The sequence below is a fragment of the Serratia sp. Z4 genome, from assembly GCF_009900725.1.
Taxonomy (GTDB): Bacteria; Pseudomonadota; Gammaproteobacteria; order Enterobacterales; family Enterobacteriaceae; genus Serratia; species Serratia nematodiphila.
This window is the reverse complement of the sequence record NZ_JAAABD010000002.1, coordinates 1107344-1128566: the sequence shown is the minus strand read 5'-3', so window position 1 is coordinate 1128566 and position 21223 is coordinate 1107344. Positions and strand designations below refer to the sequence as shown.

Below are 21223 nucleotides of genomic sequence, written 5' to 3'. Positions count from 1 at the left end.
TGAATGAAATACTCTGGAGAAAACCCGATGTCTGACGGCTGGAATATCGCGCTGCTCGGCGCCACTGGCGCGGTAGGTGAAGCGTTGCTGGAATTGTTGCAGGAACGCCAGTTCCCGGTGGGTGAGCTCTATCCTCTGGCAAGCGAACGCAGCGCGGGCGCCAATGTGCGCTTCAACGGCAAGTCTCTTCTGGTGCAAAACGCCGAAGAGTTCGACTGGTCGCAGGCGCAGCTGGCCTTCTTCGTCGCCGGCAGCGACGCTTCCGCGCGCTATGCCGAAGAAGCCGGCAACATGGGCTGCCTGGTGATCGACACCAGCGGCCTGTTCGCCATGGAGCCGGATGTACCGCTGGTGGTGCCGGGCGTGAACCCGCAGGTGCTGGCGGATTACCGTAACCGCAATATCGTGGCGGTGGCCGACAGCATGGTCAGCCAACTGCTGACGGCGATCAAACCGCTGACCGAACAGGCGGGGCTGTCGCGTCTGCACGTCACCACGCTGATGTCGGTATCGTCGCGCGGCAAGGTGGCGGTGGACGACCTGGCCGGCCAGAGCGCGCGCCTGCTGAACGGCATTCCGGCCGAGGAAGGCGTTTTCGGTAAACAGCTGGCGTTCAACCTGCTGCCGCTTGTCGCCGACGAGCAGGGCAGCGTGCGCGAAGAGCGCCTGATCGTCGATCAGGTGCGCAAGGTGCTGCAGGATGAAGGGCTGCCGATTTCGGTGAGCTGCGTTCAGTCGCCGGTGTTTTATGGCCACGCGCAGGTGGTGCACCTGGAAGCGCTGCGCCCGCTGTCCGCCGAAGAGGCGCGCAGCGAGCTCGAAGAGGTCGAAGATATTCAGCTGAGCGAAGAGGACGATTACCCGACCCAGGTCACCGACGCTTCCGGCAGCGATGCGCTCAGCATCGGCTGCCTGCGTAACGATTACGGCATCCCCGAGCTGCTGCAGTTCTGGACGGTGGCGGACAACGTGCGCTTCGGCGGCGCGTTGATGGCTGTCGAAACCGCCGAGCGTCTGGTGCAGGAGCAGATGTACTGATGTCTGAGGTGGTCTCGCCCGCTCAGCCGACGCTGAAGGTAGCGCTGGGCATCGAATATGACGGCAGCCGTTATTACGGCTGGCAGCGGCAGCAAGAAGTGGCCAGCGTGCAGGAACGCCTGGAGCAGGCGTTGAGCAAGGTGGCGGATGCACCGATTACCGTGCTGTGCGCCGGGCGTACCGACGCCGGGGTGCACGCCACCGGGCAGGTGGTGCACTTCGAAACCACTGCGCGCCGCAAGGACGCCGCCTGGACGATGGGGGTGAATACCCATTTGCCGCCGGATATTGCGGTGCGTTGGGTGAGCCCCGTTGCCGACGATTTTCACGCGCGTTTCAGCGCCACCGCGCGCCGCTACCGCTATATCATTTTCAACCATCGCTACCGGCCGGCGGTGCTGCAGCAGGGGGTAACGCATTTTTATCACCCGCTGGACGCCGATCGCATGCATCGGGCGGCGCAGGCGCTGCTGGGCGAGAACGATTTCACGTCGTTCCGCGCGGTGCAATGCCAGTCGCGCACCCCGTGGCGCTGCGTAAAACACGTTAAGGTTACGCGCTACGGCGAATATATTGTGGTAGATATCAAGGCGAATGCCTTCGTGCATCACATGGTTCGCAACATCGTCGGCAGCCTGATGGAGATCGGCTGCGGCAATCAGGATGAGAACTGGATGGCCGAGTTGCTGGCGCTGAAGGATCGCAATCTGGCGGCGGCGACGGCGCGAGCCGAGGGGCTGTATCTGGTTGCCGTGGATTACCCTGACCACTTTGGTCTGCCGCGGCCGCCGATGGGGCCGCTGTTTTTGCCCGACGATTAAACGCCGGCACGCCTGAAAGCGTCGCTCCCTTGTGCTTCTGCCGGGTGATTGAAACGCCCGGCATCAATGAGAGAATTTATGGACATCATCAAGTTTATTATTGATTTCATTCTGCATATTGATGTGCACTTGGCCGAACTGGTCGCACAATACGGCATGTGGGTCTACGCTATTCTGTTCCTGATCCTGTTTTGTGAAACCGGTCTGGTGGTGACGCCGTTCCTGCCGGGGGATTCTTTGCTGTTCGTCGCCGGCGCGTTGGCGGCGTTGCCGACCAACGATCTGAACGTGCACACCATGGTGGCGTTGATGGTGGCGGCGGCGATCCTCGGCGATGCGGTGAACTACACTATCGGGCGGTTGTTCGGCGAGAAGCTGTTCAGCAACCCGAATTCGAAAATTTTCCGCCGCAGCTACCTGGATAAAACACATCAGTTTTATGAGAAGCACGGCGGGAAAACGATTATTCTGGCGCGATTCGTGCCGATCGTGCGTACTTTTGCGCCGTTCGTCGCCGGTATGGGGCATATGTCCTATCGCCACTTCGCCGCCTACAACGTGATTGGCGCACTGGTTTGGGTGTTGCTCTTCACTTATGCTGGCTACCTGTTCGGCGATCTGCCGGTGGTGCAGGAGAACCTGAAACTGTTGATCGTCGGGATCATCATCGTTTCGATTCTGCCGGGGGTGATTGAAATTTGGCGCCACAAGCGCGCGGCCGCCCGCCAGCAAAAACAGTAAAAACATCGCTTAACCTGTCGGTTCGACCAGTTTTTTGTCCACAGCGTCGGGCCGATATGGTTTAATGAGCGACATTATGGTCTGTTCCTGCGAACAACCCTGAAGCCGATGCCTCAGTCGCCGCGCTTGCCGCGCCGCGAACGGGCATTTTTTCATTGGGGTGTTTTCGGGGGGATTGTTAAAGCATGAACAGCGGACTGGCGTGTGCCAGGTTCAAACAGAAAGGTCATCGATGAGCTGGATTGAACGAATTCTTAACAAGAGCAATATCACACAAACCCGTAAGGCGAGCATTCCTGAAGGGGTCTGGACTAAATGCGACAGCTGCGGCCAGGTTCTCTACCGCGCCGAGCTGGAGCGTAATCTGGAAGTGTGTCCGAAGTGCGACCACCACATGCGTATGGGCGCGCGCGCGCGTCTGCATACCCTGCTGGACGAAGGCAGCGAAGTGGAGCTGGGCAGCGATCTGGAGCCGAAGGACGTTCTGAAATTCAAGGATTCCAAGCGCTATAAAGATCGTCTGGTCGCCGCACAGAAAGCGACCGGCGAGAAAGACGCGCTGGTGGTGATGAAGGGCACGCTGTACGGTATGCCGATCGTCGCCGCGTCCTTCGAATTCGCCTTCATCGGCGGCTCGATGTCTTCCGTGGTCGGCGCGCGTTTCGTGCGTGCGGTTGAGCAGGCGCTGGAGGACAACTGTCCGCTGGTGTGCTTCTCCGCCAGCGGCGGCGCGCGTATGCAGGAAGCGCTGATGTCGCTGATGCAGATGGCGAAAACCAGCGCGGCGTTGGCCAAAATGCAGGAGCGCGGCTTGCCGTATATCTCCGTGCTGACCGACCCGACCATGGGCGGTGTCTCCGCCAGCCTGGCGATGCTGGGCGACATCAACATCGCCGAGCCGAAAGCGCTGATCGGTTTTGCCGGCCCGCGCGTTATCGAGCAAACCGTGCGCGAGAAACTGCCACCAGGCTTCCAGCGCAGCGAGTTCCTGATCGAAAAAGGCGCGATAGACATGATCGTTCGCCGTCCGGAAATGCGCCAAACGTTGGCGAGCATTCTGTCCAAGCTGACCAACCAGCCGCAGCCGCATTTCGATGAGGCCGCGCCGGTCATTGAGCCGGAGCAGCAGGCCGACGCCTGAGGCAAAGACAGATCCCGCCCGGGTTCAGCCGCCACTTTGTGGCTAAGTGACGGCTGATGCCCGCTCTCCGCCGGCCGTAGCCTATCCGCTGTGGTTGGCAGGCTGGCGGCAGTCACGAAGCGCATCGCCTTTACCGCGGTGAGGGTGGTGCCCTGATGGATTAATGAACCCAAGTTCAGTGATGGGACTCATGCAAAACCACCAAATTCCCCAAGCCACGTCGCCATTGAGCTCGTGGCTTTATTATCTGGAACGTCTGCACAGCCAGGCGATCGAACTCGGCCTCGAGCGCGTACAGCGCGTCGCGGCGCATCTGGATTTACTGACCCCCGCACCCACGGTGTTCACCGTTGCCGGCACCAACGGCAAAGGCACCACCTGTCGCACCCTTGAAGCGATTCTGCTGGCCGCCGGCCTGCGCGTCGGCGTCTACAGTTCGCCGCATCTGGTGCGCTATACCGAACGCGTGCGCATTCAGGGGGAAGAGCTGAGCGAAGCGGAGCACAGCCGCTCGTTCGCCGCCATTGAAGCCGGCCGCGGCGAAACGTCGCTGACCTATTTCGAATTCGGCACCCTGTCGGCGCTGCAGCTGTTCAAACAGGCGCGGCTCGACGTGGTGATCCTGGAAGTGGGCCTGGGCGGGCGTCTCGATGCCACCAACATCGTCGATCCGAGCGTGGCGGTGATCACCAGCATCGCGCTCGATCACACCGACTGGCTGGGCAACGATCGCGAAAGCATCGGCCGTGAAAAGGCCGGCATTTTCCGCAGCGGCAAACCGGCGGTGGTCGGTGAACCCGACATGCCGGACAGCATTCGTCAGGTTGCCGAAACGCTGGGCGCGCCGCTGTCTCGCCGCGGCGAAGCCTGGCGCTTCAGCGAGCAGGGCGATCGCTGGCAGTGGCAGGGCGGCGACACGCTGCTGACCGATCTGCCGACGCCGAACGTACCGCTGGCCAACGCCGCTACCGCGCTGGCGGCGCTCAACAGTTCTCCACTGGAAATCGACGAACGCGCGATTTTCACCGGGCTGCAGCAGGCGACGCTGCCGGGGCGCTTCCAGATCGTGCGGCGTGAGCCGACGCTGATCCTCGATGTGGCGCACAATCCGCACGCCGCCGGCTATCTCGCCGGGCGTCTGGCCAAACTGCCGCGCAACGGCGGCAAGGTGCGCGCGGTGGTGGGCATGCTGTCGGACAAGGATATCGCCGGCACGCTGGCCTGCCTCAGCGAGCAGGTGGATGAATGGTACTGCGCGCCGCTCGACGGGCCGCGCGGCGCCAGCGTCGAACAGCTGGCGCAACATCTGGCGGAACCGCGACGCTTTAATGATGTCGAAACTGCCTGGCGGCAGGCTATGCAGGATGCTGATAAACAGGATATTGTGATCGTCTGTGGATCGTTCCACACCGTGGCGCAGGTGATGGCGGCGTCAGACGAGATGCGGGGAGTGTGAGTGGCGAGTAAATTTCAGAACCGACTGGTCGGAACCGTGATTCTGGTGGCGCTGGGGGTGATCATCCTGCCAGGGTTGCTGGACGGTAAAAAGAAGCATTACGAGGATGAATTCGCGGCCATTCCGTTGGTGCCGAAGGCGGGCGACGTCGAAGAGAACGACGTGCTGCCACCGGTGACGCAACCGTTGCCGGCGCAGCCGCCGGAAGGGGCGGGCGCGCTGGTCGAACAGCAGGCGGCCAATGAAGCGGCGGCGCAACAGGCGGTGCGGCAAGGTGCTCAGCAGCCGGCGCAGGTGGCGCCGCCGCCGGTCGAAACGCGTCCTCAGCCGGTGCCGCAGCCCAAGCCGAAACCGGTAGAAACCAAACCGGTGGAAGTGAAACCGAAACCGGCGCCGCAACCGAAACCGGTGGAAGTGAAGCCGGTACCGAAGCCGGAGCCGACGCCGAAACCTGAACCGACGCCGCAGCCGAAACCGGCGGAAGAAAAAGCGCCGGCCGGGCAAGCCTACGTCGTGCAGCTCGGGGCGTTGAAAAATGCCGCCAAGGCGAACGAGATTGTCGCCTCGCTGCGCCTCTCGGGCTATCGCGCCTTTACCGTGCCGTCAACGCCGGTGCAGGGGCAGATCACCCGTATCTACGTCGGCCCGGATGCCTCCAAGCAGAAGCTGCAGGCGGCACTGCCGTCGCTGAACTCGATCAGCGGGCTGAGCGGGCAGGTGAAGCCGTACGGCCGTTAAACCCCGCAGGGGCGCAGCACGATGCGCCCCTGAATTAAGGAGTGGTGGAGAGAAAGCGAGAAAAACCGCGCCTTTTACAGGCGAAATCACCTATGTAGGCGCGGCGATTGGGAATTTTTTGATCGCCGCTTTTTATTTGTAACGTGGTAGGAAATCCCCTACGCAAACGTTTTCTTTTTCTGTTAGAATTCGCCGCGAATTGGATGCAGGGGCGATTCATCATTGGAATAGTTCATGGTCTGGATTGATTACGTCATTATAGCGGTGATTGGATTTTCGGCTCTGGTGAGCCTGATCCGAGGGTTTGTTCGCGAAGCATTGTCACTTGTGACATGGGGATGTGCGTTTTTTGTTGCCAGCCATTTCTACTCTTACCTTGCGGTCTATTTCACTCGTTTTGAAGATGAACTGGTGCGAAACGGCATCGCGATCGCGATTTTGTTCATCGCGACCTTGATCGTAGGGGCTATTGTTAACTATGTGATTAGCTCTCTGGTAGAGAAAACCGGGTTGTCGGGCACCGACCGGGTGTTGGGCATCTGCTTCGGCGCGCTGCGCGGAGTATTGATCGTCGCGGCGATCCTGTTCTTCCTGGATACCTTTACCGGCTTTTCACAGAGTGCCGACTGGAAACAGTCGCAGCTCATTCCCCAGTTCAGTTACGTCATCAGGTGGTTCTTTGACTACCTGCAGAGCACGTCGAGTTTCTTGCCGACCCAATTGCCGGGGCGGTAGCGCTGATGAGGAAAAGACAACATGTGCGGTATTGTCGGTATCGCCGGTTTCATGCCGGTAAACCAGTCGATTTATGATGCGCTGACGGTGCTTCAGCACCGTGGCCAGGATGCCGCAGGCATCGTCACCATTGACGCCCACAACGGGTTCCGTTTGCGTAAAGCCAACGGCCTGGTGAAAGATGTGTTTGAGGCGCGCCATATGCAACGCTTGCAGGGCAACATGGGCATTGGCCATGTGCGTTACCCGACGGCCGGCAGCTCGAGCGCCTCTGAGGCCCAGCCTTTCTACGTCAACTCGCCGTTCGGCATTACGCTGGCCCACAACGGCAACCTGACCAACGCCCATGAGCTGCGCCAAAAGCTGTTCGAAAGCGGCCGCCGCCATGTCAACACCACCTCCGACTCGGAAATCCTGCTGAACGTGCTGGCCAGCGAGCTGGATCGCTTCCCGCACTACCCGCTGGAGGCCGACAACATCTTTACCGCGGTCGCCGCCATGCATCAGCAACTGCGCGGCGCTTACGCCTGCGTGGCGATGATCATCGGCCATGGCCTGCTGGCGTTCCGCGATCCGAACGGCATTCGCCCGCTGGTGATCGGCAAGCGCACGCTGGAGGATGGCCGCAGCGAGTACATGGTGGCTTCCGAGAGCGTGGCGCTGGATACCCTGGGCTTTGAGTTCCTGCGCGATGTGGCGCCGGGCGAAGCGGTGTACATCACCACCAAGGGCCAGCTGTTCACCCGCCAGTGCGCAGAGAACCCGAAAACCAACCCGTGCCTGTTTGAATACGTCTATTTCGCTCGCCCGGACTCCTTTATGGACAAGATCTCGGTCTACAGCGCCCGCGTGCGCATGGGCCAGAAGCTGGGTGAGAAGATTGCCCGCGAATGGGAAGATCTGGACATCGACGTGGTGATCCCGATCCCGGAAACCTCCTGCGACATCGCGCTGGAGATCGCGCGTATTCTCGAGAAGCCCTACCGCCAGGGCTTTGTGAAGAACCGCTACGTCGGCCGCACCTTCATCATGCCGGGCCAGCAGGCGCGCCGTCAGTCGGTGCGCCGCAAGCTGAACGCCAACCGCGCCGAATTCCGCGACAAGAACGTGCTGCTGGTGGATGACTCCATCGTGCGCGGCACCACTTCGGAGCAGATCGTCGAAATGGCGCGCGAAGCGGGCGCCAAGCGCGTCTATCTGGCTTCCGCCGCGCCGGAAGTGCGTTTCCCTAACGTCTACGGCATCGACATGCCGAGCGCCAACGAACTGATCGCCCACGGGCGTGAAGTGGATGAAATCCGCCAGATCATCGGCGCCGACGGGCTGATCTTCCAGGACCTGGACGATCTGATCGAAGCGGTGCGCGAAGAGAACCCGGACATCACCCAGTTCGAATGCTCGGTATTCAACGGCATCTACGTGACCAAAGACGTCGATCAAAGCTATCTGGAATACCTGGAGTCGCTGCGCAGCGACGACGCCAAGGCGCTGCGAGGGCAAACCGAAGCGGAAAATCTGGAACTGCACAACGAAGGCTAACCGGCCGCGTTGATTACTCGGGGGGCATCGCCGCGTCTGCGGCGGTGCGCCTTGCTCCTGTGAACTTGCTTATCCCTCGCCATTGCGGCAAAGTCTGCCTGATCTTACTTTTTACGGCAGAGGCCATTTTCCATGAAACGACTCATCATCGGCATTTCCGGCGCCAGCGGCGCGATCTACGGCGTGCGCCTGTTACAGGTTTTGCGCGACGTCGCAGAGGTGGAAACCCATCTGGTGATGAGCAACGCTGCACGGCAGACGCTGGCGCTGGAAACGCCGTACAGCCTGCGTGAAGTGCAGGCGCTGGCCGACGTGGTGCACGATGCGCGCGATATCGCCGCCGCCATCTCCTCCGGCTCTTTCAAAACCCTGGGTATGGCGATCCTGCCATGTTCGATCAAAACCCTGTCCGGCATCGTCAACAGCTACAGCGACGGGCTGCTGACCCGCGCCGCCGACGTGGTGCTCAAAGAGCGCCGCCGTTTGGTGCTGTGCGTGCGGGAAACGCCGCTGCACCTTGGGCACCTGCGGCTGATGACGCAGGCGGCGGAGATGGGGGCGGTGATCATGCCGCCGGTGCCGGCGTTTTACCACCAGCCGAAAAGCGTGGAAGACATCATCGATCAGACCGTCAATCGGGTGATCGATCAGTTTGATATCGAACTGCCGGCCGATCTGTTCACCCGCTGGCAGGGCGCTGATTAACATTTTCATCCCCAAATTGGTACATTTGTGCAACACCGCACTGAATTAGGGCGGCGCATGCACCATAATGATCCCACTTCATCACGTTCACTGTTTCATGGCGCCGCCTTATCGCGGCTGCCAGTGGCGCGGCCCCGAGCGGCCGATTTAATTTTGCGGTTATCGTCCCAGGAAACAGTATTGTGAAGGCCGGAGCCGTTCCCTCCGCCCGTAGCACCTAATGTGGCACGATTACTGCAAATTGATTTGGTGGGGAAAAGTAATGCCCGTAGTGGCATCAAAAAAATCAATTTGAGGGTAATTTATGAAAAAGCGGGTTTTGATTTTGCCGTTAGTTCTGGCTTTGAGCGCCGCCAGCAGCGCCTTTGCCGCCATTCCTTCCACGCTGAAGATTGGCACCGATCCGACTTACGCACCGTTTGAATCCAAAAACGCCAAAGGCGAATTGGTTGGCTTTGACATCGATTTGGCCAAAGAGCTGTGCAAACGCATCAATACCCAATGCACCTTCGTGGAGAGCGACTTCGACGCGCTGATCCCATCCCTCAAGGCGAAGAAAATCGACGCCATCATCTCTTCGCTGTCCATCACCGAAAAACGCCAGCAGGAAATCGCCTTTACCGACAAGCTGTATGCAGCCAACGCGCGTCTGATCGCGCCGAAAGGATCCAAGCTGTTGCCTACCGTGGACGCCCTGAAAGGCAAGAGCGTGGGCGTGTTGCAGGGCACTACCCAGGAAGCCTACGCCAACGCCATGTGGCAGCCGAAGGGCATCACCGTCGTGCCTTACCAGAACCAGGATCTGGTTTACGCCGATTTGGCTTCCGGGCGTATCGACGCCGCCTTCCAGGATGAAGTGGCGGGCAGCGACGGCTTCCTGAAACAGCCGCCGGGCAAAGACTATGCGTTCGCCGGCGAATCGGTGAAGGATGACAAGTTCTTCGGCGTCGGCACCGGCATGGGTCTGCGCAAGACCGATACCGAGCTGAAGGCGGCGCTGGACAAAGCTTTCGCCGAGATGCGCAAAGACGGCACCTACGACAAATACGCGAAAAAGTACTTCGACTTTGACGTCTACGGCGGGTAATCCGCTTACCGTTCCATGCTGTGACTGTGGGGCCGGCGTGCCGGCCCCGATGGTTCGGATCCTAGACCACAGGGTGAAGTAGATGCTGCAAGGCTATTCCCAACTGATTTTCGAGGGGGCTCTGGTGACGCTGGAGCTGGCCCTCAGTTCCGTGCTGCTGGCGGTGGTGATCGGCCTGATCGGCGCCGGTGGCAAACTGTCTCATAACCCCTTTATCTCCGGCCTGTTCGGCGCCTATACCACGCTGATCCGCGGCGTGCCCGATCTGGTGCTGATGCTGCTGATCTTTTATGGTCTGCAAATCGCGCTGAACAATATCACTACGCTGCTGGGCTTCGCGCAGATCGATATCGATCCGCTCGGCGCCGGCATCATAACCCTCGGCTTTATCTACGGCGCTTATTTTACCGAGACCTTCCGCGGCGCTTATCTGGCGGTGCCGAAAGGGCAGATCGAAGCGGCGACGGCCTATGGCTTCAGCGGCGCGCAGATCTTCCGGCGCATTCTGTTCCCGGCGATGATGCGTTTTGCCCTGCCGGGCATCGGCAACAACTGGCAGGTGATCCTGAAGGCGACGGCGCTGGTGTCGATTCTCGGCCTGAACGACGTGGTCAAAGCCACGCAGCTGGCGGGGAAAGGCACCTATCAGCCGTTCTTCTTCGCCATCGTGGCCGGCGTGGTGTATCTGGTCTTCACTACCGTTTCCAACGGCGTGCTGCTGTGGCTTGAACGGCGTTACTCACTGGGCGTCAAGAGGGCCGAGCTATGATCGATATCCTGCAACAGTACTGGCAGTCGCTGCTGTGGAGCGACGGCTACCGCTTTACCGGCGTGGCGATCACGCTGTGGCTGCTGATCGCTTCAGTGGTGATGGGCGGGCTGCTGGCGATCCCGATGGCGGTGGCGCGCGTGTCTTCCCTTCGCTGGGTGCGTTTCCCGGTGTGGCTCTACACCTATGTGTTTCGCGGTACGCCGCTGTACGTGCAGCTGCTGGTGTTCTACTCCGGCATGTACAGCCTCGAGATCGTGCGCGGCAGCGAGTTTCTCAATGCGTTTTTCCGCAGCGGGCTCAACTGCACCATCCTGGCGCTGACGCTCAACACCTGCGCTTATACCACCGAGATCTTCGCCGGGGCGATCCGCTCGGTGCCGCACGGTGAAATCGAGGCCGCCAACGCCTACGGTTTCTCGCGCTTCAAGATGTATCGCTGCATCATTTTGCCTTCGGCGCTGCGCACCGCGCTGCCGGCTTACAGCAACGAGGTGATCCTGATGCTGCATTCCACCGCGCTGGCGTTTACCGCCACCGTGCCGGATCTGCTGAAGATCGCGCGCGACATCAACGCCGCGACCTATCAGCCGTTCTACGCCTTCGGCATCGCGGCGGTGCTGTATCTGATCATCTCCTACGTGTTAATCAGCCTGTTCCGCAAAGCTGAGAAACGCTGGATGGCACACGTTAGTCACTGATAAATGACGGGAAGAAAACCATGTCTGAGAATAAATTAGCCGTCACGGAACTGCACAAACGCTATGGCGACCACGAAGTGCTGAAGGGCGTCTCGCTGGCGGCCAACGCCGGGGATGTGATCAGCATCATCGGCTCATCCGGCTCCGGCAAAAGCACCTTTCTGCGCTGCATCAACTTCCTTGAGAAGCCGAGCGAAGGTTCGATCAGTCTGAACAACGAAGATATTCGCATGGTGCGCGACAAGGACGGCCAGCTGAAGGTATTCGACAAGAAGCAGCTGCAGCTGCTGCGCACCCGCCTGACCATGGTGTTCCAGCACTTTAACCTGTGGAGCCACATGACGGTGCTGGAGAACGTGATGGAAGCGCCGGTGCAGGTGCTGGGGCTGAGCAAGGCCGACGCGCACGAGCGCGCGGTGCGCTACCTGGACAAAGTGGGCATCGACGAGCGGGCGCGCGGCAAATACCCGGTGCACCTGTCGGGCGGTCAGCAGCAGCGCGTCTCTATCGCCCGCGCATTGGCGATGGAGCCGGAGGTGCTGCTGTTTGACGAACCGACGTCGGCGCTGGATCCCGAACTGGTGGGCGAGGTGCTGCGCATCATGCAGAAGCTGGCGGAGGAGGGGAAGACCATGGTGGTGGTGACGCACGAAATGGAGTTTGCGCGCCACGTTTCCAACCACGTGATCTTCCTGCACAAAGGGTTGATTGAAGAACAGGGGCCGCCGGCCGAGCTGTTCGGCAACCCCAAAAGCCCGCGCCTGCAGCAGTTCCTGTCCGGCGCGTTGAAGTAACCTCAGATCAGCGGGCTTCGGCCCGCTGATTGACAACGTCATCCAACGCCTGTTCCAACTCCAGATAGCGGAAGTGGAAGCCGGCTTCTTCCAGGCGCTTCGGCACCGCCCGCTGGCCGCCGAGCACCAGCACCGCCGCTTCCCCCATCAACAAACGCATGACGAACGCCGGCACCCGCAGAAACGCCGGGCGATCGAGCACGTTGGCCAATTGGGCGGCGAATTGCTCGTTGTGCACCGGGTAGGGGGCGACCATGTTGAACGGGCCGGTTAGCGTGGCGTGATCCAGCAGATAAATAATGCCGTTGACCATGTCGTCGAGATGGATCCACGGCAGATATTGGCGGCCGTCGCCGATCGGGCCGCCCAGTCCGAAGCGGAACGGCGGCAGCATTTTGGCCAGCGCGCCGCCTTGTGGCGCCAGCACCACGCCGGTGCGCAGCAGGCAGACGCGGGTGGCGTCGCTCTGCGCCTGCAGCGCCAGCGTTTCCCAGCGCTGGCACAGCTGGTGGGTGAATTCGTCGTGCGGCGGCTCCTCTTCGGTGACCACCGCCTGCCCCTGATCGCCGTAGTAGCCGACGGCGGAACCGGAAATCAGCACGCCGGGCGGCGTGCTGCCGGCCTTGATCAGCTGCGCCAGGCGTTCGGTCAGATCCCAGCGGCTGCGGCACAGGCGCTCTTTCTGCTGCGCGCTCCAGCGCTTGTCGGCGATAGGTTCGCCGGCCAGGTTGATCACCGCGTCGAAGTCATCCAGCGACTGCCGGTCGTCCAGCGTTTGCCAATAGCTCGGCCGATCGCCCAGTTTGGCTCGGGCGCGCCGCTCGTCGCGGGTCAGTACCGTAATGTGGTGAGAAAGCGCCAGCAGTCTTGCCGTCAGGCTGCTGCCTATCAATCCCGTTGCGCCGGTGATCAGGATCCGCATGGTCTACCTCCCTGAGTTAGCCCCGGCGGTAGCTCATGGTCATGGAGACCGAATCGGCGTAGCGCAGAGCCAGAAGTTTATCTATCTCCACTTCAGCATAGGTTACCCAGGCGTGTTCTTTTACGATGTCGAGCACATCCTGCGTTAATTTTTCCAGCAACGCGAAACGGTTATCTTCCACATGGCGGATGATCGCTTTGGTGATGGTGCGGTAGTTGAGCGCGTCGGCGATGTCTTCGCTGTTGCGCGCCTTGTCCGCCGGGTAGTGGATCACCACGTTGATCAGCACGTCCTGCCGGTTGTTGATTTCCTCTTCCTTGATACCGATGAACGTGCGCAGCCGCAGATTTTTAATGCGAATAACGGCGTCGGGTTGACTGAAAGACATCAGAGATTCTCCATAGGTCTGATTATTAGCGTTCAGAATACACGGAAAGTAAGGAAATGATAACGTGAGGACGATGTGACTCCCCGGCCGACGGGGAGTCGGGGGGGGGGCGCTTAGGCTTGTTCGGCCAGTTTGTAGGCGCGCTCGGTCGCCGGGCGGTTGCTGATGCGCTCGAACCAGTTGCGCACCGCCGGGTAATCTGCCAGATCGATGCGCTGGCGCGGATGCGACACCACCCACGGGTAGGTGGCGATATCGGCGATGCTGTAGTTATCTCCGCCCAGGTACGGGTGTTTTTGCAGTTCAGCGTCCAGCACGCCGTACAGCCGTTTGGTTTCCAGATGGTAACGCTCGATGGCGTAAGGCACCGGCTGCGGCGCGTAGTGGTTAAAGTGGTGATTCTGCCCGAGCATCGGCCCGAATCCGGCCACCTGCCAGAACAGCCACTGCAGGGTGGCGGCGCGTTCGCGCAGGCCCTTGCTCAGCAGCTTGCCGGTCTTCTCCGCCAGATACAGCAGGATTTCCCCGGACTCGAACAGGCTGATTGGCGCGCCGCCGTCCACCGGTTGCTGATCGACAATCGCCGGGATTTTGTTGTTGGGAGAAATGCTCAGAAAGTCCGGTTTGAACTGCTCGCCGGCGCTGATGTTTACGCGATGGATACGGTAGGGCAAGCCGACCTCTTCCAGAAACAAGGTGATCTTGTGACCATTGGGAGTAGGCGCGTAATACAGGTCAATCATGTTGCCTCCTGCGGTAAGGTGATCTGTAATTCATTACACGTTGCTGCGGTCTTCGCCGCGCACAAAGGTATATCAGAGATCCAACAATAGCAGCTAAGGATAGCAGGCTATGTGGGATTCGTCCGATGCTATCTGCGCAGTTGGATCACAATTCTACACCGGGGCGGGCGGCGGTTTGCCGCACGGCGCCGGCGCGGTAAAATGGCGCTTATTTCCCTCTATAGGACAAGGTTATGAAGCTGATGTTCGCCTCGGATATCCACGGATCGCTGCCGGCTACCGAACGCGTGCTGGAATTGTTCGCACAACAGGGCGCCGACTGGCTGATTCTTCTGGGCGATTTGCTGAATCACGGCCCGCGCAACGCGCTGCCGGCCGGGTATCAGCCCGCTCAGGTTGCCGAACGATTGAATCGCTATAGCGACAAGATCATCGCCGTTCGCGGCAATTGCGACAGCGAGGTCGATCAGATGCTGCTGACGTTCCCTATCGAGGCGCCCTGGCAACAGGTTTTACTGCAAAAAAGACGATTGTTTTTGACCCACGGTCACCTTTATCATCCCTCGGCACTGCCGCCGTTATCCCGCGGTGACGTCCTGGCCTACGGCCATACGCATCTGCCGCAGGCGGAGCGGCAGGGTGAGATCTATTGCTTCAATCCGGGCTCGGTCAGCATCCCGAAAGGGGGTTTTCCGGCCAGCTACGGCATGTTGGATCGGGGCACTTTGCGCGTGCTGGCGCTCGACGACGGCAAGGTCGTCGCGGAGGTGGCGTTAACACGCTAAACGCACTAATTTATACACACACAATAAAAATCTTTGAAAAACACTCATTGATTAACCAGCGCGCGGGATGCATCGCGCCAAAATAGAAGGTTTTAGAGGATGGCGGAACAGGGTCAGGCTGCAGATACCGAATGGGTTGATATCGTCGACGAGCAAAACGAGGTGATTGCGCAATCCAGTCGTCAACAGATGCGGGCGGAGCGGCTGCGTCATCGTGCTACCTATATTGTGGTGCATGATGGGATGGGAAAAATTCTGGTGCAGCGTCGCACCGAGATCAAGGACTTCTACCCGGGCTGGCTGGACGCGACGGCGGGCGGCGTAGTGCAAAGCGGTGAAAACGTGCTGGACTCGGCGCGCCGCGAGGCGGAAGAGGAGCTGGGCATCGCCGGCGTGCCTTTCGCCGAACACGGTCTGTTCTACTTCGAAGAAGAGCAGTGCCGGGTGTGGGGCGCGCTGTTCAGCTGTGTGTCGCACGGCCCGTTCGCGCTGCAGGAAGAAGAAGTGGCTGAAGTGTGCTGGCTGACGCCGGAAGAGATCACCGCGCGCTGCGACGAATTTACCCCGGATTCGCTGAAGGCGCTGTCGCTGTGGCTGACGCGCAACAACGAGCAGGATTACGGTAAGCCGCTCGATAACCACTGAGACGCCAACGCGTGAGGAAAGCCGGTCATCGACCGGCTTTTTTTATGCTGTGGATTCAGCAGCTGTCGCGGCGGCACAGCGTGGCGGGCAGGGAACCTGCCGGCTGCCAGGGTTGCTCGTTCAGCCTCGCCAGCAGCGCCTGACCGGCCTGAATGCCGATATCGCGATGCGGAATGGTCATGGTGGTCAGCGGCGGCTGGCACACCCGGCTGAACTCGCTGTTGCCGAATCCCACCACCGCCAGATTGTCCGGCACCTTGATGCGCCGCCGCTGGCATTCATACAGCGCGCCGCCCGCCAGTTCGTCCGAGGCGCACACCAGCGCGTCCAGCTCCGGCCAGGCCAGCAAGAATTCCGGCAGCTGCTGCGCGCCGGTGCTGAAGCTGGCGGGCTGCGCGGCGTTGATCACCCGATGCGGCGACATATGGTTGCGCAGCAGCGCCTTGTGCCAGCCCTGCAGGTGCTGCTGGAAAATCCACTGTTCCTGATTGGCGCACAGCAGCCCGATATTCTGATAGCCGCTGGCGATCACCGTTTGTGTCAGCTGATACATGGCCGCCACGTAATCGATGCCGATGCTCATGTCGATCGGATCGGCGCGCACGGCGCCGATCTCCACCACCGGAATGTTGGCGGCGATCAACGCGTTGCGGGCATTTTGCGAATGCTCGACGCTGAGCAGCACCGCCGCCGCCAGGTTGTAAGAGAGCAGGGTCTCCAGCAGTTTCTCCTCGCGTTCCAGGTGGTGCTGCGACTCCGCCAGCATGATGTGATAGCCGGCGGGCTGCAGCACTTTCTGCAGGCCGGCGAACATCTCGGCGCAGCCGGATTCGGACAGGCTGGGCACCACCATGGCGATGGTGTAGGAGGAGGCCGACGCCAGCGAACTGGCGGCCAGGTTGGGCAGATACCCCAACTCGCTCACCGCGGCTTCAATCTTCTCGCGCAGTTTGTCTGAAACCTGCTCCGGCGTGCGCAGCGCGCGCGACACCGTCATGGTGCCGACGCCCGCCAGCTGCGCTACATCAGCCAACGTCACCCTGCCCGTGCTGCGTCGTTTTTTACCGATCGACATGCCAAATCCCGACTGAAATGCGCGCGCGGCGCATAAAAATGGTGAGGGTGGGAAGCCGACGGCGCGGCTTCGACGATCCCCGTATGCGGCACATTCTACCCCGTTACCCGAAAGAGCGAGAAAAAATTGTGGTTAACGTCATACCGCAGCACGGCGTTTTGATAGCGCTATCACAGATCTGCATGATAGCGCTTTGGTAGCGCTATCTTTGTGATATCCATCACTGTGTGGCCAGGAGGGGTTGATTAAAGTTTTACCGTCGCCGGTGAATTAATCACCGGCCGCAATCATCGACTCTCGGGAGGATAACGTGCTGAAAGAGTGGCTGACCGCCGATCATATACAGCTGTGCGAACGGGTGGAGGACTGGCGCCAGGCGGTAACGCTGAGCGCGCAGCCGCTGCTGCAAGACGGTGTGATTACGCCGAATTACCTGACGGCCATCTTTCATCAGCAGGAGAAGCTCGGCCCTTACTTTGTCCTGGCGCCGGGCATCGCCATGCCACACGCCCGGCCGGAGGAAGGCGCCAGCGCGCTGGGGTTATCGCTGTTGAAGATCCATCAGGGGGTGAACTTTCATTCCGCGGATAACGATCCGGTTCAGGTGGTGGTGATGCTTTCCGCACCCGACGGCAACAGCCACATCGAATTGATTTCGCAACTGGCGGAATTATTTTCCGATAACCAGGCCATGGAGGCGTTATTTCACGCCAAAGATAAACGGCAAATCGAGGATATTATCGCCCGCTATTAACGTTTAATCACCAGGAACATTATTAATGCTAACAACGCCGGGAATATGACCGGCGGCGCTACCCTACACGCTAAATTCAACAGGTGGATATCATGAAAATCATGGCGATTTGCGGTTCAGGTCTCGGCAGCAGCTTTATGGTGGAAATGAACATTAAAAAGGTGCTGAAAAAGATGGGGGTGGAGGCCGAGGTTGAACACTCCGATCTGTCGTCCGCCACTCCCGGCGCGGCCGACGTGTTCGTGATGGCAAAAGACATTGCCGACAGCGCCAGCGTGCCGGCCGAGCAGCTGGTGGTGATCAGCAACATCATCGACATCAATGAGCTGGAAGCCAAGCTGCGCGCTTACTTCGAAGCCCACTCAATCCTCTGAATAAAACGATTGGCGAGGTGGATATGTTTATCCAGGAAACGCTCAAGTTTGTGGTGGATATATTAAAGGTGCCTTCGGTGCTGGTCGGGCTTATTGCGCTGATCGGTTTGCTGGCGCAAAAGAAATCCTTTTCCGACGTGGTGAAAGGCACGGTAAAAACCATTCTCGGCTTTATCGTGTTGGGCGGCGGCGCCACGGTATTGGTCGGGTCGCTCAATCCGTTGGGCGGCATGTTCGAACACGCGTTTAATATTCAGGGCATCATTCCGAACAACGAAGCGATCGTCTCTATCGCGCTGGAGAAATACGGCGCTTCCACCGCCTTGATCATGGCGTTCGGCATGGTGGCGAACATCGTGGTGGCGCGCTTCACCCGGCTGAAATACATCTTCCTCACCGGCCACCACACCTTCTACATGGCCTGCATGATCGGCATCATCCTGACGGTGGCAGGCTTCGAGGGCGTGCAGCTGGTGTTTACCGGCGCGTTGACCCTGGGGCTGGTGATGGCGTTCTTCCCGGCGATTGCCCAGCGCTATATGCGCCGCATCACCGGCAACGACGATATCGCTTTCGGCCACTTCGGCACCCTGGGCTATGTGTTGTCCGGCTGGATCGGCTCGAAGGTGGGCAAAAATTCGCGCTCAACCGAGGAGATGAACCTACCGAAAAATCTCAGCTTCCTGCGCGACAGTTCTATTTCGATCTCGATGACCATGATCGTCATCTATCTGATCCTGGCGATCTGCGCCGGGCGGGCCTATGTGGAAAGCGAGCTCAGCGGCGGCCAGAACTACCTGGTGTATTCGATTATCCAGGCCATCACCTTCGCCGCCGGGGTGTTCATCATTCTGCAGGGCGTGCGCTTGATTCTGGCGGAGATCGTGCCGGCGTTCACCGGCTTCTCGGAAAAACTGGTGCCTAACGCGCGGCCGGCGTTGGATTGTCCGGTGGTTTATCCCTATGCCCCCAACGCGGTGCTGATCGGCTTCCTGTTCAGCTTCCTTGGCGGGTTGGCCGGGCTGTTCCTGCTGGGGCAACTGAAGATGGTGCTGATCCTGCCCGGCGTGGTGCCGCATTTCTTCACCGGCGCTACCGCCGGGGTGTTCGGCAACGCGACCGGCGGGCGGCGCGGCGCGATGCTGGGCGCCTTTGCCAACGGGCTGCTGATCACCTTCCTGCCGGTGCTGCTGCTGCCGGTGCTGGGGGCGCTGGGTTTTGCCAACACCACCTTCTCCGACGCCGACTTCGGCGTGATCGGCATCCTGCTGGGCAATATGGCACGCTTTATGTCGAAAGAGATGATCATGCTGGCGATTGTCGCCGTGTTCGCGCTGCTGGTGGCGCATAACTTCCTGGGAAAACGCAAAGGCGCGCCGGCCGCTGACCGCGTCGAGAAATAACGAGGGCAGAGTGATGAACGACACAACGAGCGAAACGGAAATTGAAGAGCTGCGTGCCCTGGCGCGCGCGATCCGCCTGGAAACGCTGAAAGCGCTGACCGGGCTGGGCTTCGGCCACTATGGCGGCTGCATGTCGGTGGTAGAGACGCTGGCGGTGCTGTACGGCGGCGTGATGCGCATCGATCCGGCGGATCCGGACTGGCCGGAACGCGATGACTTTGTGCTGTCGAAAGGGCACGCCGGCCCGGCGTTGTACAGCACGCTGGCGATCAAGGGTTACTTCCCGCTGGCGGAACTGAAGACCCTCAACCAGAACGGCACGCGTCTGCCGAGCCACCCGGACCGGCTGCGCACGCGCGGCGTGGACGCCACCACCGGCTCACTGGGGCAGGGCGTGTCGATCGCCGCCGGCATGGCGTTATCCCATCGGCTGGCGGGGCGGCGCAATCGGGTGTTCAGCATTCTCGGCGACGGGGAGCTGAATGAAGGACAGTGCTGGGAGGCGTTCCAGTTTATCGCCCACCACAACCTGAACAACCTGACGCTGTTCATCGATTACAACAAGCAACAGCTGGACGGCGCGCTGGACGAGGTGATCCAACCGTTCGATCTGGCCGCCAAGTTCCGCGCCTTCGGCTTTGAGGTGCAGACTGTCAAGGGCGACGACATCGCGGCGCTGCTGGCGGCGGTAGCGCCGGCGCGCGGCGGTGAACAGCGGCCGCTGGCGATCGTGCTCGACAGCATCAAGGGGCAGGGCGTGACCTATCTGGAAAACCTGTCGAACTCACACCACCTGCGCCTGACGCCGGACGTGCAGCTGGAGATCGAAAAAGCCATCGCCGAACTGGAGGCCGCCCATGTTTAACGTAGTGACGCAGTTGGAAAACGACACCGTCGAAATGCGCAAAGTCTACGCCGGCGCGGTGCGGCGGCAGATTGAGGCGGGCGCGCCGATCATCGCGCTGGAGGCGGATTTGATGAGCTCGATGGCGATGGACGGCGTGCACAAGGATCACCCGCAGCACGTGATCAACTGCGGCATCATGGAGGCCAACGTGATCGGCGTCGCCGCCGGGCTGTCGCTCACCGGCCGGGTGCCGTTCGTGCACACCTTCACCGCCTTCGCCAGCCGCCGCTGTTTCGATCAGCTGTTCATGTCGCTGGATTACCAGCGCAACAACGTCAAGGTGATCGCCTCCGACGCGGGGGTGAGCGCCTGCCACAACGGCGGCACCCACATGTCGTTCGAAGACATGGGCATCGTGCGCGGGCTGGCGCATTCGGTGGTGCTGGAGGTGACCGACGCCACCATGTTCGCCGACGTTCTGCGCCAGCTGATGGATCTGCGCGGCTTCTATTGGGTGCGCACCATCCGCAAGCAGGCGACGCGCATCTACCAGGAGGGCTCGCGCTTTACCATCGGCAAGGGCAACCTGCTGCGCGACGGCGACGATATCACGCTGATCGCCAACGGCATCATGGTGGCGGAGGCGCTGAAGGCGGCGGAGATGCTGGCGCGGCAGGGCGTCAGCGCGGCGGTGATCGATATGTTCACCCTCAAGCCTATTGACCGTGAACTGATCAAAACCTACGCGGCCAAGACCGGACGCATCGTCACCTGTGAAAACCACAGCATTCATAACGGGCTGGGATCGGCGGTGGCGGAAGTGCTGGCGGAGGAGTGCCCGACGCCGATGCGGCGCGTGGGGGTGAAGGAGCGTTACGGCCAGGTGGGCACTCAGGCGTTTTTACAGCAGGAGTACGGCCTGACCGCCGAACATATTCTGGAGGCCGCCGGGCAGTTGCTGGCGCGTTAGGGAACGCAAAAGAAAAGCGCCGGTCAATGACCGGCGCTTTTTTATCGCTCAA

Annotated in this window: 24 protein-coding genes; 20 read left to right on the top strand and 4 right to left on the bottom strand. The window is 60.5% G+C overall.

Features of this window, described 5'->3' with window-relative positions; all coding sequences use genetic code 11:
- Positions 1–27: 27 nt before the first annotated feature.
- The 13 genes from GT753_RS13175 (at position 28) to hisP (ending at position 12265) form a co-directional block, all read left to right on the top strand.
- Positions 28–1038 carry an aspartate-semialdehyde dehydrogenase gene (locus GT753_RS13175; RefSeq protein WP_015378594.1) on the top strand — a complete coding sequence of 337 codons (1011 nt, stop codon included), beginning with the start codon at positions 28–30 and terminating at the stop codon, positions 1036–1038.
- Positions 1038–1859: a tRNA pseudouridine(38-40) synthase TruA gene (gene truA / locus GT753_RS13170; RefSeq protein WP_015378593.1), complete on the top strand. Its 822-nt coding sequence runs from the start codon at positions 1038–1040 to the stop codon at positions 1857–1859. Before GT753_RS13175 ends, truA begins: the two co-directional genes overlap by 1 nt.
- 78 nt (positions 1860–1937) lie before the next feature.
- Complete coding sequence (locus GT753_RS13165; RefSeq protein ID WP_064289764.1) at positions 1938–2600, top strand: DedA family protein; 663 nt, start codon at positions 1938–1940, stop codon at positions 2598–2600.
- A gap of 232 nt (positions 2601–2832) precedes the next feature.
- Positions 2833–3741, top strand: a complete 909-nt coding sequence (gene accD, locus GT753_RS13160; protein ID WP_004936126.1) for an acetyl-CoA carboxylase, carboxyltransferase subunit beta — start codon at positions 2833–2835, stop codon at positions 3739–3741.
- Between the two features lie 190 nt (positions 3742–3931).
- Positions 3932–5197, top strand: a complete 1266-nt coding sequence (gene folC / locus GT753_RS13155) for a bifunctional tetrahydrofolate synthase/dihydrofolate synthase (protein WP_160125656.1) — start codon at positions 3932–3934, stop codon at positions 5195–5197.
- Entirely contained in the window at positions 5198–5935 is a 738-nt protein-coding gene (dedD, locus tag GT753_RS13150; protein WP_015378591.1) for a cell division protein DedD, read from the top strand. It begins immediately after the preceding gene.
- A 234-nt stretch (positions 5936–6169) separates the two neighbouring features.
- Positions 6170–6670: a colicin V production protein gene (cvpA, locus tag GT753_RS13145; RefSeq protein ID WP_004936119.1), complete on the top strand. Its 501-nt coding sequence runs from the start codon at positions 6170–6172 to the stop codon at positions 6668–6670.
- 21 nt (positions 6671–6691) lie between these two features.
- Positions 6692–8209: an amidophosphoribosyltransferase gene (purF, locus tag GT753_RS13140; RefSeq protein WP_004936117.1), complete on the top strand. Its 1518-nt coding sequence runs from the start codon at positions 6692–6694 to the stop codon at positions 8207–8209.
- Positions 8210–8341: 132 nt separating this feature from the next.
- Entirely contained in the window at positions 8342–8914 is a 573-nt protein-coding gene (locus GT753_RS13135; RefSeq protein WP_004936112.1) for a UbiX family flavin prenyltransferase, read from the top strand.
- A 304-nt stretch (positions 8915–9218) separates the two neighbouring features.
- Positions 9219–10001, top strand: a complete 783-nt coding sequence (hisJ, locus tag GT753_RS13130) for a histidine ABC transporter substrate-binding protein HisJ (RefSeq protein WP_004936109.1) — start codon at positions 9219–9221, stop codon at positions 9999–10001.
- An 82-nt stretch (positions 10002–10083) separates the two neighbouring features.
- A complete protein-coding gene (locus GT753_RS13125; RefSeq protein WP_015378590.1) occupies positions 10084–10770 on the top strand; it encodes a histidine ABC transporter permease HisQ in 687 nt (228 codons plus the stop codon).
- Positions 10767–11471: an ABC transporter permease gene (locus tag GT753_RS13120; RefSeq protein WP_015378589.1), complete on the top strand. Its 705-nt coding sequence runs from the start codon at positions 10767–10769 to the stop codon at positions 11469–11471. The genes GT753_RS13125 and GT753_RS13120 overlap by 4 nt, the downstream gene beginning before the upstream one ends.
- A gap of 20 nt (positions 11472–11491) precedes the next feature.
- On the top strand, positions 11492–12265 hold the full coding sequence (gene hisP, locus GT753_RS13115) for a histidine ABC transporter ATP-binding protein HisP (protein WP_004936098.1): 774 nt from the start codon (positions 11492–11494) through the stop codon (positions 12263–12265).
- A 7-nt stretch (positions 12266–12272) separates the two neighbouring features.
- Here hisP and GT753_RS13110 read toward each other — a convergent pair whose 3' ends face one another.
- The 3 genes from GT753_RS13110 to yfcG form a co-directional block, all read right to left on the bottom strand.
- Positions 12273–13187, bottom strand: a complete 915-nt coding sequence (locus GT753_RS13110; RefSeq protein ID WP_004936096.1) for a TIGR01777 family oxidoreductase — start codon at positions 13185–13187, stop codon at positions 12273–12275.
- Between the two features lie 16 nt (positions 13188–13203).
- A complete protein-coding gene (folX, locus tag GT753_RS13105; protein ID WP_004936094.1) occupies positions 13204–13575 on the bottom strand; it encodes a dihydroneopterin triphosphate 2'-epimerase in 372 nt (123 codons plus the stop codon).
- Positions 13576–13688: 113 nt separating this feature from the next.
- A complete protein-coding gene (yfcG, locus tag GT753_RS13100; RefSeq protein ID WP_004936091.1) occupies positions 13689–14318 on the bottom strand; it encodes a GSH-dependent disulfide bond oxidoreductase in 630 nt (209 codons plus the stop codon).
- 233 nt (positions 14319–14551) lie between these two features.
- Between yfcG and yfcE the strand changes: the two genes are divergently transcribed.
- Both yfcE and yfcD read left to right on the top strand, forming a co-directional pair.
- A complete protein-coding gene (gene yfcE / locus GT753_RS13095; protein ID WP_021505564.1) occupies positions 14552–15103 on the top strand; it encodes a phosphodiesterase in 552 nt (183 codons plus the stop codon).
- Between the two features lie 99 nt (positions 15104–15202).
- Positions 15203–15748: an NUDIX hydrolase YfcD gene (yfcD, locus tag GT753_RS13090; RefSeq protein WP_004936086.1), complete on the top strand. Its 546-nt coding sequence runs from the start codon at positions 15203–15205 to the stop codon at positions 15746–15748.
- A 55-nt stretch (positions 15749–15803) separates the two neighbouring features.
- Here the strand turns inward: yfcD and GT753_RS13085 are convergent, their stop codons facing one another.
- Positions 15804–16823 carry a LacI family DNA-binding transcriptional regulator gene (locus GT753_RS13085; protein WP_004936083.1) on the bottom strand — a complete coding sequence of 340 codons (1020 nt, stop codon included), beginning with the start codon at positions 16821–16823 and terminating at the stop codon, positions 15804–15806.
- A gap of 310 nt (positions 16824–17133) precedes the next feature.
- On the opposite strand from GT753_RS13085, the gene GT753_RS13080 reads away from it, so the two are divergent.
- The 5 genes from GT753_RS13080 (at position 17134) to GT753_RS13060 (ending at position 21171) form a co-directional block, all read left to right on the top strand.
- Entirely contained in the window at positions 17134–17577 is a 444-nt protein-coding gene (locus tag GT753_RS13080; protein ID WP_021505562.1) for a PTS sugar transporter subunit IIA, read from the top strand.
- 92 nt (positions 17578–17669) lie between these two features.
- Entirely contained in the window at positions 17670–17951 is a 282-nt protein-coding gene (locus GT753_RS13075; protein WP_015378585.1) for a PTS sugar transporter subunit IIB, read from the top strand.
- A gap of 23 nt (positions 17952–17974) precedes the next feature.
- Positions 17975–19354 carry a PTS ascorbate transporter subunit IIC gene (locus tag GT753_RS13070; protein ID WP_043140091.1) on the top strand — a complete coding sequence of 460 codons (1380 nt, stop codon included), beginning with the start codon at positions 17975–17977 and terminating at the stop codon, positions 19352–19354.
- A 13-nt stretch (positions 19355–19367) separates the two neighbouring features.
- A complete protein-coding gene (locus tag GT753_RS13065; protein ID WP_004936071.1) occupies positions 19368–20219 on the top strand; it encodes a transketolase in 852 nt (283 codons plus the stop codon).
- Positions 20212–21171, top strand: coding sequence for a transketolase family protein (locus GT753_RS13060; protein WP_021505560.1), 960 nt, complete (start codon positions 20212–20214; stop codon positions 21169–21171). The genes GT753_RS13065 and GT753_RS13060 overlap by 8 nt, the downstream gene beginning before the upstream one ends.
- Positions 21172–21223: the final 52 nt, after the last annotated feature.